Raw genomic sequence first — 13,953 nt, 5'->3', positions numbered from 1 at the left:
ACGGCGGCCGGGTCTGTCCGCCATTTCACAGAGGCGCGGCCAATTCCTTGTGTCAACTCAAGGTGGAAAACAGTCTTGGCGCGCGAAAGACCGGCCGGCTTACTTACCGTCAGTGCCGGCTTCTGCTAGCGTCTTCCCAACCCTGGGGGGATCATGACACGCAGGCACTTCGTTCTCTTGCTGGCGGCGCTTTTTCCATGTGCGTTGCCGGTCCATCAATCCGTAGCCAAGACCTTGGTCTACTGCACCGAGGTTAGCCCCGATACGTTCGATCCCGCACTCGCCTCCGGATCCCGCGACGCCTCGGCCACCGCTCTCTACAACCGCATGGTCGAGTTCGAGCCCGGCACCACCAAGGTGCGCCCCGGCCTTGCCGAAAGCTGGGAGATTTCCGACGATGGCCTCACCTACACATTCCACCTGCGGCAGGGCGTGAAATTCCACATCGTCGAGGGCTTTACGCCTAGTCGCGACTTCAATGCCGATGACGTGCTGTTCACCTTCCACCGGCAGGCCAACGCGCAGAACCCGTTCAACAATTACGCCAAACGCCAGTACATTTACTTCGACGGCATCGGCATGCCGGATCTTGTCGCCGGTTGGCGCAAGCTTGACGACCATACTGTGGTGATGACGCTGAAGGCGCCGCATTCGCCGATGCTTGCCGACCTGGCGATGGATTTCGCTTCGGTCGTTTCCAAGGAATATGCCGACAAGCTCGTCGCAGAGAAGCGGCTTCTCGACTTGGCGCTGAAGCCGGTCGGGACGGGTCCGTTCCAGCTTGTCGACTACCAGCAGGATGCAGTCATCCGCTACAAGGCCAATCCGGACTACTGGCGCGGCAAGCCGAAGATCGACGATCTCGTCTTCGCCATTGCCACCGATGCCAGCATTCGCATGGAAAAGCTGCGCGCCGGCGAATGCGATCTCATGCCCTATCCAAATCCGGCCGACCTGGAGGCGATCAAGGCGACGCCCGGAATCAAGGTCATGCGGCAGGAGGGCCTCAATACGGGATACCTCGCCTTCAACACCTTGCAGAAGCCCTTCGACGATCCAAGGGTGAGGAAGGCGATCGCCATTGCCATCGACACGCAGGCGCTGGTCGACGTCGTGTTCCGCGGCACCGGTGAAGTCGCACGCAATCCGCTGCCGCCGACCTCCTGGGCCTATGACAAGACGAGCCCCAATCATGTCTTCGACCCCGCCGCCGCCAGGCAGGGGCTCGCCGATGCCGGCGTAAAAGACCTGCACATGAAGATCTGGGCGATGCCGGTGCAGCGTCCCTACAACCCGAATGCGCAGCGTATGGCCGAAATGATCCAGTCCGACCTGGCAAAGATCGGTGTCAACGTGGAAGTCGTGACGTATGAGTGGACAGAATACCTTGCGCGCTCGAAGTCACGCGACCGCGACGGCGCCATGCTGTTCGGCTTCACCGGCGACAATGGCGACCCCGACAACTTCCTGTCGGTGCCGCTTGGCTGTGCCGGCGTCGGCACCACCAATCGTGCCAACTGGTGTTTTCCGGCCTTCGACGATCTGCTCAAGCAGGCAGCCGGGATCGTCGATCCCGCTGCCCGCGCAAAACTCTATTCGCAGGCGCAAACGATCTTCAGGGAGCAGATGCCGTGGGTCGCTATCGCCCACTCCGTGGTCTCGATGCCGATGCGCGAACAGGTGACGGGCTATGTCATGGACCCCTTTGATCACCATGATTTCTCGGGCGTCGATATCAAGGAATAGCGTTCGGTGTCTGCCGCCGATCTCGATGTCTATGTAGAGAGCCTGCGCAATTTCCGACTGGTGCGGAGCTATAGCATCGCGCAGTTGCTGCCTTACCTGGAACAGGCTGGATTGAAAGTGCGCCTGCTCGACCGGCCAGCCGGCCGAGATCGGGCGCCGGTGGCCTTTCTGCATGTCGACCTGACAGTCGTGCCGCCAACGTACCGCGGGCTCGGCCACCTCTACGACCGCACCATCAATGGCCGCGCGCTGTCCATCCACCGGCACCTTTATTCGACACTGAAGCTGGAGGCAGGCGACAGCCACGAGGGGCCGGTTGTCGTCAAGACGGTCCTCAACTCCAGGGGCCGACCAGAGCAGCGCTGGTGGCAGCATCGCAACGGCCTGACCAGGAGCGCGCATGCCATCCGCAAGCTCTTCGAACCCGGCTACAAGGACCGCCTGTGCCCGCCCTATAAGGTCTACCAGACGATCGGCGAGGTTCCGCGGGATGTATGGCGCAACAATCGCCTGATGGTGGAAAAGTTCGCTTTCGATACGCTCGACCTGCCCATCGTCAAGCACCGCTACATGTTCCTGCTCGGTGCCGAGGTCAACATGCGGCAGGTCTACGACGATGTGTTGTGCGCCGGCTCAAAAATCCTGAGCAATGAGGTGGGCGGCGCCGTCCCGCCGGAGGTGCTGGCGGTGCGGCAAAGGCTCAATCTGGATTTCGGCGCCATCGACTATTTCATCGTCGACGGCAAAGGTATTGTCGTCGATGCCAACAAGACCGTCGGCTCAAATCCGGAATGGCTGAAGAAAAACCGCTTTCGCCGGGAGTTCAACGATCGCATGGCCGAGGCGCTGATCGCCTTTGTCCGCGGTTGAGCCGGATCACCAGATCCAGTCGCCCTTGCCCAGCACGGAAACCGCCTCGACAATGCGGCTGAAGGAGGCGCGGGCCCGGCCGACCGTGTGCCTGGCCCGGAGATAGCCATGCACCAGCCCCGGCTCCTCGGACCAGCTGGCGTGTCCGCCTGCGGTAAGGATGCGGTCGCGGTAGGCCTCGCCGTCGGACGACAGCGGGTCGCATTGCGCGGTGATCAGCACGGTTGGCGGCAGTTTGGTGAAATCGGTGTCGGCGAGCGGCGACAAGGTGATGTCACCAGTACCGTCAGCGCCGCCGGTGCGGATGTGCTTGTAGAATTCGAGATCGCGCATGGTCAACATCGGTGCTTCGGCGTGCGTGACATACGAGCCCTTCGAACGGTCGCCGCCGAGGCCCGGATAGATCAGCACCTGGCCGATCGGCTTTTTGGCATGGCCACGCCTTGCGTGAGCAACAGCCGCGCAGAGATTGCCGCCGGCGCTGTCGCCGCACAGCAGAATAGGGCGGTCGTAGGTTTTGGCTGCCCATTCGAAGGCACGTAAAGCATCGTCGAAAGCGGCCGGGTGCAAATGCTCCGGCGCCAGCCGGTAATCGATGGAACCCACCTCGTAACCGGTGCGGGCGCAGAGCTCGGCGCAGACATCGTCATGGCTGTCTAGGCCGCCGAGGATGAAACCCCCGCCATGGATGTAGAGCACCATCGCCGCCGTGTTCGGGGTAGCGCTGCGATAGATGCGGATCGGGATGTCGTGTGATCGGTTGGCAATGAAAGTCGTTTCCGCCGTCACACCATTGGGATAGCCGGCAAAGAACTCGCGGCACATCCGGTCATAAATCGCACGCTGCTGGGCGATGGTGTAGTCGATCGTATCGGGCGGGTAATAGGAATTGGTCCGCTCGATGAAGGCCCAGGTCTCGGCATCGATGAGGGTTTTGTAGTCGGTCATGCAGCTCCTTTACCTCCCCCTTGATGGGGGAGGTCGCCGCGAAGCGGCGGGTGGGGGTGGTGGCGCATTACCCCCCCCCCNGGGGGGGGGGGGGGGGGGGGTGGTGGCGCATCACCCCACCCCGGACCTTCGGTCCGACCCTCCCCATCGAGGGGAGGGTAAAGAGGCTACTTCCCCTTCCACACCGGGTCGCGCTTTTCTGCGAACGCACGAAACCCTTCCATATTGTCCTCCGAGCCATACAGCGCATCGACCGTCGCCAATTGCCGGCGCGTCACGCGGTTCATCGCGTCCTGGAAGGTCAGCGCCTCCGCCACCCGCGCCGTCTCCTTGATCGCGGCGAACACCAGCGGCGGGCCGCTGGCGAGCAGCCTTGCGATCTCCCAGACGCGCTCCTCGAGCTTGTCCTTGGGCAGCACTTCGTTGACCAGCCCCCAGCGATGCGCTTCCGCCACATCCATCCAGCGGCCGGTGAGCAGAAGGTCCATGGCGACATGATAGGGAATGCGCTTGGGCAGCTTGATCGTCGCGGCATCAGCCAGCGTGCCGGCGCGGATTTCGGGCAGGGCGAAGGAGGAATGGTCGGAGGCGAAAATGAGGTCGCAGGACAGCGCTAGCTCGAAGCCGCCGCCCACCGCCATGCCGTTGACGCAGGCAATGATCGGCTTGTTCATGTCGCGCAGCTCCTGCAGGCCGGCAAAACCGCCGACGCCATAGTCGCCGTCGACCGCGTCGCCACCGGCGGCTGCCTTCAAATCCCAGCCGGCGCAGAAGAACTTGTCGCCGGCGGTCTTGACGATGGCGACGCGCAATCCGGGATCGTCGCGGAACGCCTTGAAGGTCTCGCCCATCAGCCGCGAGGTCTTGAGGTCGATGGCGTTGGCCTTGGGCCGGTCGAGCGTGACCTCGATGATGGTGCCCTCGCGGCGGGTGGAAATGACGTCAGACATTCTTCTTCTCTCCCAGCACCAGCAGCGCGTCGGCGATCCAGGCGCCCTTGCCCTCGGCGCAGACGATCAGCGGGTTGATGTCGAGTTCCTCGATCTCTCCGGCATTCGTCTGCACGAAGCCGGCAATGCCCGCGATGGCGTCGATGGCAGCCCCGACATCGGCCTTGGGCCGGCCACGATAGCCGTCCAGCAGCGGAAACAGTTTAAGGCCACGCAGGGCCGCCTCGATGTCGTCGCGCGTCGCCGGCAGCATCAGCGTGACGCTGTCGCGCAACAGCTCGACCAGCACGCCTCCGGTGCCCAGCGTCATGACGGCGCCGAACATCGGGTCGCGGGTGAAGCCGACGATCAACTCGGCAACGCCGTCGCGCACCATGCGCTCGACATAGAGGCCGGTGCCGAGCGGCAGCAGATCATGCGCCGCCGTGCTCACGGATTCGGCGTCCTTGAGGTTCAGCCTGACCGCGCCGACTTCCGATTTGTGGGTAACTCCGAGCGCCTTCAGCGCCACCGGGAAGCCGAGCGCCATGGATGAGATGACGGCCTCGACAGCGTTAGCGGCACGTTCTGCCTTCGGCACCGGCAAGCCGGCCTTGATCAGCCGCGCCTTGGCTTCGGCCTCGTCAGGGGTGACATGGTCACCGCCGGCAGCACCTGCAGCCGACGTGTCGATCGGCTGCGCCTGCGGCTCGGCCCAGGCCCAGCCGATGAAGGCCGCCGCACCTGCGGCATCCATGGCCTCGGAAATACCGAACAACGGCACCATGCCGCGCGCCATCAGCTCGGCGGTGTATTCCTCCGGCAGGTTCTCCGGCAGCGACGATACGATCGCGCCATGCGCCTTGTTGGTCTTCAGCGCCGATTCGAAGGCGCGCAGCGTCGCCCACCAGTCGGTGACCGAGCAGCGGTCGGGGCGTGGAAAGTCGAGCACCAGCATGTTGAGGTCGAAACCGCCCGACACCATGGCGGTGAAGGTGGCGGTCATCGCCGGTTCGTTGTTCCAGATGAAGGTGTGATAGTCCAACGGGTTGGCGACCGCGACCAGCGGCCCGAGCGTCGATTTGACATGGGCGCGGTGCTTCCTGGTGAGCTCCGGGAAATTGACCCAGCGGCCTTCGGCGCTGTCGGCCATGACAGAGGCTTCGCCGCCCGAGCAACTCATCGATGACAGTCTATAGCCGGGCAGTGGTCCTGTGACGTGCAGAAGCTTCAGCGCCTCGATAAAGGCGGGGATGGAATCGACGCGCGCAATGCCGAGCCGCCGCAGGAAAGCGCCCGAAGCGGCATCCGAACCGGCGAGCGAAGCTGTGTGCGAGACGGTCGCCTGCCTGGCCTGTTCGGACCGGCCGACCTTCATGGCGATGATCGGCTTCTTCAGTTCGCGCGCCCGCGCCGCCAGCTTCTCGAAGCCGGCTACGGAATCGAAGGCTTCGATGTGCAGGCCGAGCGAGGTGACGCGCTCATCCTCGATCAGGCCGAGCGCCATTTCGGAGAGGCCGGTCTGCGCCTGGTTGCCGGCGGTCATCAGGAAGGCGATCGGCAGGCCGCGCTTCTGCATCGTCATGTTGATGGCGATGTTGGAGGACTGGGTGATGATGGCGACGCCCTTGGCGCCTTCGGGCAGCCTGATGCCGCCATGCTGGTCGGGCCATAGCAGCGCGCCATCGGCATAGTTGATCAGGCCGTAGCAGTTCGGCCCGATGATCGGCATCTGGCCGGCCGCGGCCACCAGTTCGGCCTGCAGCCGCTCGCCGTCATCGTCATAGGCCTCGGTCTCAAGAAAGCCCGCGGCAAAACAGACGGCGCCGCCGGCGCCGCGCTCAGCCAGCGCCTTGATTACCTCGATGGTGAGATGCCGGTTGACGCCGACAAAGGCAGCGTCCGGCGCGTCGGGAAGGTCGGCGACCGAGCGATAGGCCTTGCGGCCGGCGACCTCGTCCTTGTTCGGATGCACCGGCCAGATTTCGCCGGCAAAGCCCATCTTGATCGATTGGGCGACGACGGCAGCGGCCTGGGCCCCGCCGAACACCGCGATGGATTTTGGGCGCAAGAGGCGTTCAAGCTTATGCATATTCCCCGTCTCTTCTTTTTAAGCCCCGAACGGGCGCAGCAGCGCCCGCGAAATGATGTGGCGCTGGATTTCCGACGTCCCTTCCCAGATGCGCTCGACACGGGCGTCGCGCCAGATGCGCTCCAGCGGCAGGTCGTCCATCAGCCCCATGCCGCCATGGATCTGGATTGCTTCGTCGGCAACGAAGGCGAGCATTTCGGTAGCCTTCAGCTTCGCCATGGCCATGTCCTGATCGGTGACGGTGCCCTGATCGTACTTCCAGCCGGCTTCGAACACCATCAGGTCCGCCGCCTTCAATTCCGTCGCCATGTCGGCGAGCTTGAACGACACGCCCTGGAACTTGCCGATCTGCTGGCCGAACTGCTGGCGTTGCGCCGAGTATTCGATGGCGTGGCCGAGTGCCCGCTCGGCGCGGCCGAGACAGGTGGCGCCGACCTGCAGGCGCGTGGCGCCGAGCCAGGAATTGGCGACGTCGAAGCCCTTGTGGACCTCACCCAGCACCTGGCTTGCCGGCAGGCGGCAATCGTCGAATTCGAGGATGGCGTTGGTGTAGCCGCGATGCGAGACGTTGCGGTAGCCGTCGCGCACGGTGAACCCCCTGGTGCCCTTGTCGACGAAGAAGGCGGTGATCTTCTTGCGCTTGCCGCGCGGCGTTTCTTCCTCGCCCGAAGCCATGAAACTAATTGCGAAATCGGCCAGATCGGCGTGGGAGATGAAATGCTTGGTGCCGTTGAGCACCCAGTCGTCGCCGTCCTGCACGGCTGACGCCTTCATGCCGCGCAAATCGGAGCCGGCGCCGGGCTCGGTCATCGCCAGGCAGTCCCACTTCTCGCCACGAATACACGGGAACAGGTATTTTTCGCGCTGCTCCGGCGTGCCGGCGAGCAGGATGTTGGAGGGGCGCGCGACGCAGGTCCAGTGCAGCGCATAGTTGGCGCGGCCGAGTTCCTTCTCGTAGAGCAGCCAGGTCACCGTATCGAGGCCGGCGCCACCGACATCGGCCGGCATGTTGGCGGCATAGAGCCCGGCTTCGATCGCCTTGACCTTGATCTCTTCGATCAACTCGCGGCGCAGCACGCCGGTGCGCTCGACCTCACGTTCATGCGGGTAAAGCTCGTTCTCGACGAAAGCGCGCGTGGTCTCGACGATGAGCTTCTGTTCCTCCGAAAGACCGAAATCCATGGCCTCAGCCTTTCTTCTTTTTCTTCGGCTTTTCCGCCTTCTTCACCGGCTTGGATGCCTTGGACTTCTCGGCGGCCCTGGATGCGGCCGGCTTCTTCGCCGCCAGCTTGGCCAACTGCCTGGTATAGTCCTTTTGCAAGGCGCCGGCGCCCCAGCCCTTGCCTTTGTTCTGTTTAGACAGAGCATCCATGATCGCGACCAGATTGTCGTCGCGGATCCTTTCCAGCTCACGGATCGACAGGCCATGCGCCTGGTCGTCCGACTGGGTGGCGATCAGATCGACCAGCTCGTCGTTGAACTCCGGCACGTCCATCAGCTTGGTCCACGGCCATTTCAGGCACGGCCCGAACTGCGCCATAAAGTGGCGCATGCCGGCCTCGCCGCCGGCGACGCGGTAGACCTGGAACATGCCCATCTGAGCCCAGCGCAGGCCGAAGCCATAGCGCATGATGTCGTCGAGTTCCTCGACCGTGCAGATGCCGTCCTTGATCAGCCACAGCGCCTCGCGCCACGCCGCCTCCAGCAGGCGGTCGCCGACAAAGGCCTCGATCTCCTTACGGATCACCACCGGCTTCATGCCGATCGAGGCATAGATTTCCTTGGCAACCTCGATCGCTTCGGGGAACGTCTGCTCGCCGCCGACGATCTCGACCAGCGGCAGCAGGTAGACCGGGTTGAAGGGATGTCCGACAACCAGCCGCTCCGGGTGCTTCTTCATCGCCACCTGCATGTCGGTCGGCTTGATGCCGGAGGTCGACGAGCCGACGATGGCGTTGGCCGGCGCGTAGAGATCGATCTCGGCCAGTACGCGGTGTTTGAGGTCGAGCCGCTCCGGCACGCTCTCCTGGATGAAATCGGCGTCGGCCACCGCCTCGGCGATGGTCTTGGCAAAGGTCAGTCTGCCTTCCCTGGGCAGGCCGCCGGGAACCATCTGCTTGTAGGCGCGGCGCGCGCCCTTCATCACTTCCGAGACCTTGCGCGACGCTTCCGGGTCCGGATCGAAGATCGACACGTCGATGCCGTTGAGCAGCAGCCGCGCCACCCAGCCGGCGCCAATGACACCGCCGCCAATGGCGGCTGCCTTGTTGATGATGCTCATGGTCAGGCTCCGGTTCTTGTCTTGGCGGTTTCGGGGTCGATGAGAGGCACGCGCTCGCCGGAGCGGATCACGGAGGGGTCGTAGGCCTTGCGGGCGAAGACTTCGAGCACGAAGGGCCGGAAGAATTCGATCGGCAGCGTGTCGAAGTCCGGGTCGAAGCTCGACTGGTCCCAGCGTTCGCAAAATTGGTCGCAATCGTCGAAATAGGCATGGCTGGCGAAGCGGTCGCGAGCATGGCGGTTGCCGCCGAGATGATGCGCGTAATAGAGCCGCTGGAAGTCGCCATGCTTTTCCACCACCCAGGTGCATTGCTCGCGCACGAAAGGTTTCAGGATCGAAGCGGCGTATTCGTCGTGATTGTAGGGAGCGTAGATGTCGCCGATGTCGTGCAGCAGCGCGCAGGCGATCCAGTCGGTGTCGGCGCCGTCACGCCAGGCCCGCGTCGCCGCTTGCAGCGAATGGCCGAGCCTGGTGATCTTGTAGCCCGACAGGCCTTCGTCGAGTTGCACCAGTGCGTCGAGCAGCCGCTCGCCGGTCCTGGCGGCATAGTCGATCTCATGGGCGGTCAGGAACTCATAGTCTTGCCTGTCGCCATCCTTCATCGCAGTGAATTTGACGGTAGCCATGATCCGCTCCCGTCTTAAGCAGCCGCTGCGATCGGCGCCCGCTTGGTGAGGTTGAGCTTCCTGCGCACTTCCTCCGGCCCCAAAATCCTGGCGCCGAGATTGGTGACGATGCTGGCGGCGCGCTCGACCAGCTGCGCATTGGTGGCCAGCACGCCCTTGTCGAGCCAGAGATTGTCTTCGAGACCGACGCGGACATTGCCGCCGGCGAGCACTGCAGCGGCTGCATAGGCCATCTGGTTGCGGCCGATGGCGAAGGCCGACCAGTTCCAGGTCGACGGCACGTTGTTAACCATGGCCATGAAGGTGTTGAGGTCGTCCGGCGCCCCCCACGGCACACCCATGCAGAGCTGCACCAGCGCGTCGGGATTCAAGACCTTTTCTTCGACCAGCTGCTTGGCGAACCAGAGGTGGCCGGTATCGAAGGCTTCGATCTCCGGCTTGACGCCGAGCGCCGTCATCATGCCGCCCATTGCGCGCAGCATGCCGGGCGTGTTGGTCATGACATAATCGGCCTCGGCGAAGTTCATGGTGCCGCAATCCAGCGTGCAGATTTCCGGCAGGCACTGGCGCACATGTTCCATGCGGTTGGTGGCGCCGCCCATGTCGGTGCCTTTTTCATTGAGCGGCAGCGGCGCTTCCGGTGAGCCGAACACCATGTCGCCGCCCATCCCGGCGGTCAGGTTCAGGATCACATCGACTTCTGCCGCGCGGATGCGGTCCGTCACTTCGCGGTAGAGATGGACATCGCGGCGCGGCTTGCCGGTCTCGGGGTCGCGGACATGGCAGTGGACGATGGCGGCACCGGCCTTGGCCGCATCGATCGCCGAATCGGCGATCTGCTTGGGCGAGCGTGGCACATGCGGGGAGCGGTCCTGCGAGCCGCCGGACCCGGTCACGGCACAGGTAATGAAAACCTCACGGTTCATCGCGAGCGGCATGGACATCTCCTCCCCATAGAAACAGACCCTAACAATGACCGACTTGCCGGAAACTGTTTTGCAATTTACGAAGCTCTCGTGATCAAAAGCGAAAAACCGACCATCTTTCGCGCTGAGCGATCGCCGCTCAAGGTGACGCTGCTGGTGTTTTCAGGCTCGTCCATCATGTGCGTGGCGTCGACCGTCGACCCGCTGCGCGCCGCCAACCGCATCTCAGGCGAGACGCTGTTCGATTTCAAACTGGTCTCGGTCACCGGCGAGGCGCCGGTCACCACATGCGGCCTGCCGGTGGCGGTCAGGGGCCGCTTCGATGCGGCCGAGCCGACCGACGTGCTTGTCGTCGTCGCCGGCTTCGGCACCCAGAATTACGCGACATCGGCTCTGCTTTCCGGATTACGGCGAGCGGCCCGCGCGGCTCGCGCCTGCGGCGGCGTCGAGGCCGGCACATGGCTGGTGGCGCGCGCCGGCCTCCTCGAAGGCCGCAGCGCCACCACCCATTGGGAAGACATGGAGGATTTTTCCTCCGCCTTTCCCGGCGTCGACGTGCGTCCGGACCGCTACGTCATCGACGGACCGGTGTTCACCTCGGGCGGGGCGTCGCCGACCTTCGACCTGATGCTGCATCTGATCCGCACCCGGCTCGGCATGGCCGTCGCGCTCGATGTCGCCAGCGTCTTCATCTACGACCAGGCGCGCGCCGCGACCGACGCGCAGCCGCTGGTCTCGCTCGGCCGGCTCGACGGCTACGACCCGCGTCTGGCGCAGGCTATCCGGCTGATGGAATCGCATGTCGACCAGCCGCTGACCATCGACGCGGTGGCAAAACGCGCCGGGGTGACGGCGCGGACATTGGAGAGCATTTTTCGCAAGTCGATCGGCGAGACGCCGGGCGCATATTATCTCAGGCTGCGGCTGGGCGCGGCGCGGCGGCTGGTGGTCGACACGCGGATCGCCATGGCGGATATTGCCGGGCGGACGGGGTTCTCGTCCGCCGCGGCATTTTCCAGAGCGTTTTCAAGAGCGTTCGGCGAAGCCCCGGTCAGGCTGCGCCGAGGTTGATGCATGTCGCCCAAAAGTGTGTCGCGGTTTTGGGATTACGACATGCACAGACAAAGGGAGATCAGGCTGCGTTCTGTCGATCGCTGCCGGCGTCCATCTGCGAGCGCATCTGCCTCGCCAGACGGACTTCAAATCGGCTGCTGACAGCACGATCCCATTCGTTTTTCACGCTGTCGGTCGGCCGCGGCAGCGCCATCAGCCGGTCGATGATCGATCCGGTCTCGCCGGATGAGAGCAGGGCGTCGATTTCGCGTTCATGCTGCATATCGGTTCGCCTCCTTTTCACCCGCCACAACCGCATCCTTATACGAGATACGTGACGGCAGTTTGAAGGCAAGAGCGAGGTCATTGAGGGGCGCCAAAGGGCAAACCCTTGTCGTCGGATAGGGTCTTGCGCAAACCCCATTCCGGGGCGACCGGAATGTTATCCAGCCACCCTTGAGCACAACGAATCGGCTTTCCGCCCTCAGACGTAGCGGTTGACGATGTTTTCCAGCAATTCCTGGCGGCCGGAGCGTGGCTGCGGCTCGATCTTCTTCTTCACCACGCGCTCGGCGATGTCTTCCAGCGAGCGCTTGCCCGACAGCATCGCCTTGCCCTCGGCCGTGTTCCAACCGGCATAGCGCTCGGCCAGCGGACCCGACAGCGCCTTGTCCTCGACCATCTTGGCGGCTGCCTTGAGGCCTCGTGCGCAGGAATCCATGCCGCCGATATGGCCGATCAGCAGGTCCTGCGGGTCGAGCGACTGGCGGCGCAGCTTGGCGTCGAAATTGGTGCCGCCGGTCTTGAAGCCGCCGGCCTGCAACACCTGGTAATAGGCCAGCGCCATCTCGGGCACATTGTTGGGGAACTGGTCGGTGTCCCAGCCCGACTGGTAGTCGTTGCGGTTCATGTCGATCGAGCCGAAGACGCCGAGCGCATTGGCCAGCGCCAGCTCGTGCTCGAAGGAATGGCCGGCAAGAATCGCGTGGCCCTGCTCGATGTTCAGCTTCACTTCCTTCTCCAGCCCGAAGCGCTTGAGGAAGCCGTAGACCGTGGCAACGTCGTAGTCGTACTGATGCTTGGTCGGCTCCTGCGGCTTCGGCTCGATCAGGATCGTGCCTTTGAAGCCAATCTTGTGCTTGTAGTCGACGACGAGACTGAGGAAGCGCCCAGCCTGCTCCTGCTCGCGGGCAAGATCGGTGTTGAGCAGCGTTTCATAGCCCTCGCGCCCGCCCCACAGTACATAATTCTCGCCCTTCAGCCGCTTCGTGACGTCGATGCAGCTTTTCACCGTCGCCGCCGCATAGGCGAAGACATCCGGATCGGGATTGGTGGCGGCGCCCGACATGAAGCGGCGGTTGGAGAACAGGTTGGCCGTGCCCCAGAGCAGTTTGACGCCGGTCTTCTTCATCTTGGCGGCAAAATAGTCGGCGATCTCGTCGAGCCGCGCGGCACTTTCGGAGAAATCCTTGCCTTCCGGCCGCACGTCGGCGTCGTGGAAGCAGAAATAGGGCGCGCCGAGCAGCGAGAACATCTCGAAGGCGACGTCGGCTTTCAGCTTGGCCAGTTCCATCGTGTCGACGCCGCCAGCCTTGGGAAACCAGGGCCGGTCGAAGGTCTGGCCGCCAAAGGGATCGCCGCCCGGCCAGGCGAAAGAATGCCAGTAGGCGACGGCGAAGCGCAGATGGTCTTCCAGCCGTTTGCCGGCCACCACCTCGTCGGGATTGTAGAAGCGGTAGGCCAGCGGATTGGTCGAATCCGGCCCCTCATACTTGATCGCTTTGATGTCGCCGAAAAATCCGCTGCTCATGATTTCTGTCCTCTCTCGAATAGTTCACCCTGATTACCTCAGGCGTAATTGGTTTCGCTCTCGCTTGGGGTGAAAAGCCTCGTGTCAAAGCCACTCAACGAAGGAGACAGACCATGACCGACCTCAATACGATCGCCCAGAACTACATCACCGCCTGGAACGAGGCCGATGCGGATCGCCGTGCCGAACTGCTCAAGGCCACCTTCACCGAAGACGTCAGCTACCGCGATCCGCTCATGCAGGGCGACGGCCACGCCGGCGTTGCTGGGCTGATCGACGGCGTACAGCAGCGCTTCGCCGGCTTCCGGTTCTCGCTGAAGGGTACGCCGGACGGGTTTGGCGACCGCATCCGCTTCTCGTGGAATCTTGGGCCGGAAGGCGTGCCGTCGGTTATCGAAGGCACCGATATCGGTGTTATCGAAAATGGGCGCCTGAAGAGCGTCACCGGGTTTCTGGACAAGGTGCCGGCGCAGTGATCGATTAAGGGTGGCGCGAGACACCCCCCTCTGCCCTGCCGGGCATCTCCCCCGCAAGGGGGGAGATTGGCTGGCATCCACGCCTTCGCTAATCACCCACCTTACAAGACTGGCATACCCGCCGACGCTGCCGATCTCCCCCCTTGCGGGGGAGATGCCCGGCAGGGCAGAGGGGGGTGCCTCGCGCCGACTCACG

Annotated in this window: 13 protein-coding genes; 4 read left to right on the top strand and 9 right to left on the bottom strand. The window is 63.7% G+C overall.

Annotated features, from left to right (window positions below; translation table 11 throughout):
• Nucleotides 1–153 precede the first annotated feature (153 nt).
• Nucleotides 154–1,746: an ABC transporter substrate-binding protein gene (locus X771_RS139860; protein ID WP_023689946.1), complete on the top strand. Its 1,593-nt coding sequence runs from the start codon at nt 154–156 to the stop codon at nt 1,744–1,746.
• A gap of 6 nt (nt 1,747–1,752) precedes the next feature.
• Nucleotides 1,753–2,616, top strand: a complete 864-nt coding sequence (locus tag X771_RS139865; protein WP_023689945.1) for a hypothetical protein — start codon at nt 1,753–1,755, stop codon at nt 2,614–2,616.
• A gap of 6 nt (nt 2,617–2,622) precedes the next feature.
• On the opposite strand, the gene X771_RS139870 is transcribed toward X771_RS139865, so the two are convergent.
• The 7 genes from X771_RS139870 to X771_RS139900 form a co-directional block, all read right to left on the bottom strand.
• Nucleotides 2,623–3,564 carry an alpha/beta hydrolase gene (locus X771_RS139870; protein ID WP_023689944.1) on the bottom strand — a complete coding sequence of 314 codons (942 nt, stop codon included), beginning with the start codon at nt 3,562–3,564 and terminating at the stop codon, nt 2,623–2,625.
• 167 nt (nt 3,565–3,731) lie between these two features.
• Complete coding sequence (locus X771_RS139875; protein ID WP_023668858.1) at nt 3,732–4,514, bottom strand: carnitinyl-CoA dehydratase; 783 nt, start codon at nt 4,512–4,514, stop codon at nt 3,732–3,734.
• On the bottom strand, nt 4,507–6,585 hold the full coding sequence (locus X771_RS139880) for an acetate--CoA ligase family protein (protein ID WP_023689943.1): 2,079 nt from the start codon (nt 6,583–6,585) through the stop codon (nt 4,507–4,509). The genes X771_RS139875 and X771_RS139880 overlap by 8 nt, the downstream gene beginning before the upstream one ends.
• Nucleotides 6,586–6,603: 18 nt before the next feature.
• Nucleotides 6,604–7,767 (bottom strand): acyl-CoA dehydrogenase, encoded by a 1,164-nt coding sequence (locus X771_RS139885; protein WP_023689942.1) that lies wholly within the window; start codon nt 7,765–7,767, stop codon nt 6,604–6,606.
• 4 nt (nt 7,768–7,771) lie between these two features.
• A complete protein-coding gene (locus X771_RS139890; protein ID WP_023689941.1) occupies nt 7,772–8,866 on the bottom strand; it encodes a carnitine 3-dehydrogenase in 1,095 nt (364 codons plus the stop codon).
• A 2-nt stretch (nt 8,867–8,868) separates the two neighbouring features.
• Entirely contained in the window at nt 8,869–9,492 is a 624-nt protein-coding gene (locus X771_RS139895) for an HD domain-containing protein (RefSeq protein ID WP_023696919.1), read from the bottom strand.
• A 14-nt stretch (nt 9,493–9,506) separates the two neighbouring features.
• Complete coding sequence (locus tag X771_RS139900; RefSeq protein ID WP_023668863.1) at nt 9,507–10,430, bottom strand: 3-keto-5-aminohexanoate cleavage protein; 924 nt, start codon at nt 10,428–10,430, stop codon at nt 9,507–9,509.
• Nucleotides 10,431–10,508: 78 nt separating this feature from the next.
• Between X771_RS139900 and X771_RS139905 the strand changes: the two genes are divergently transcribed.
• Entirely contained in the window at nt 10,509–11,489 is a 981-nt protein-coding gene (locus X771_RS139905) for a GlxA family transcriptional regulator (protein WP_023668864.1), read from the top strand.
• 61 nt (nt 11,490–11,550) lie between these two features.
• Here X771_RS139905 and X771_RS139910 read toward each other — a convergent pair whose 3' ends face one another.
• Nucleotides 11,551–11,754: a hypothetical protein gene (locus X771_RS139910; protein ID WP_023668865.1), complete on the bottom strand. Its 204-nt coding sequence runs from the start codon at nt 11,752–11,754 to the stop codon at nt 11,551–11,553.
• Nucleotides 11,755–11,955: 201 nt separating this feature from the next.
• Nucleotides 11,956–13,281, bottom strand: coding sequence for a xylose isomerase (gene xylA / locus X771_RS139915; protein ID WP_023684279.1), 1,326 nt, complete (start codon nt 13,279–13,281; stop codon nt 11,956–11,958).
• Nucleotides 13,282–13,394: 113 nt separating this feature from the next.
• On the opposite strand from xylA, the gene X771_RS139920 reads away from it, so the two are divergent.
• Nucleotides 13,395–13,757: a nuclear transport factor 2 family protein gene (locus X771_RS139920; protein WP_023689938.1), complete on the top strand. Its 363-nt coding sequence runs from the start codon at nt 13,395–13,397 to the stop codon at nt 13,755–13,757.
• Nucleotides 13,758–13,953 lie beyond the last annotated feature (196 nt).

The organism is Mesorhizobium sp. LSJC269B00, from assembly GCF_000502815.1.
In the GTDB taxonomy this organism is placed as follows: Bacteria; Pseudomonadota; Alphaproteobacteria; order Rhizobiales; family Rhizobiaceae; genus Mesorhizobium.
Note: the sequence above shows the minus strand (reverse complement) of the source record. Positions and strands in the feature narration are given on the sequence as shown.